We start from the raw sequence: 844 nt of genomic DNA on the forward strand, positions 1-844 counted from the left end.
TTAAGGAAACCCAATGACCATACTAGAAAAAAACATACAAGCTTTATTAAGTGGGGTAAATGAACCCTTAGGAAATAAACTTTTAAATTTCATACAAAATAAAACTTGCTCTCGTTTTAATATAGATGAAAATTTAAATATCTATGATAAAACTCATAATGTTTTTATGTATGAAAATTTAGAAGAAGAAATAAATTTTTTCTATCAAAGTATTTTAGAAAAAACTCATAGATATCCTTTTGCATGTATTTATGGTATAGGCAATGCTTTGCTTATTAAAAATTTATCCAAACACTATAAACATCTTTTTGTATTTGAAAGTGAAATCGAACTTTTTATCCTAGCTTTAAGCACGATAGATTTGAGTGAGGAATTGAAAATTTATAAGATTGTATTGTTTGACTGTGTTGCAGAGGATTTAGAAATTCAAATTGCTATGATTTTTGATCAGCAAAGTATTTTAGAGTATCTAAGCTTGTATGAAATATTGATCAATGCTTCTTATTATCTTCATTTTTATGAAAAACAAATTTTGTTTTTAAATGAAATATGTTTAAAAACCATAGGAGTAGCAGTAAGAAATGCTGATATTTCCTGTTTTTTGCCTTTATTAGTCCATGGACAGTTTTTGCAAAATATCCCTTCTATGCTTGGAAGTATTCCTTTTCAAAGAATCTTAAGCGAAAGAAAAAACAAATTTGACAATGCTATAGTAGTTTCTGCAGGACCTTCTCTTACTAAACAACTTCCTTTACTTAAAGCTTATCAAGATAAAGCGGTGGTCTTTTGTGCTGATGGAGCTTTAAGTATGCTTGAAAAAGAAGGTGTAGTGCCTGATTATGTT

General features: G+C 28.0%; 1 protein-coding gene. It reads left to right on the plus strand.

The annotated features are described in order from the left end of the window. Positions 1-13: 13 nt before the first annotated feature. A partial coding sequence (locus AJ882_RS02270) for a 6-hydroxymethylpterin diphosphokinase MptE-like protein (protein WP_079861385.1) occupies positions 14-844 on the plus strand: 831 nt, incomplete at its 3' end.

The organism is Campylobacter sp. BCW_6461 (assembly GCF_001762735.1).
Lineage (GTDB): Bacteria > Campylobacterota > Campylobacteria > Campylobacterales > Campylobacteraceae > Campylobacter_D > Campylobacter_D jejuni.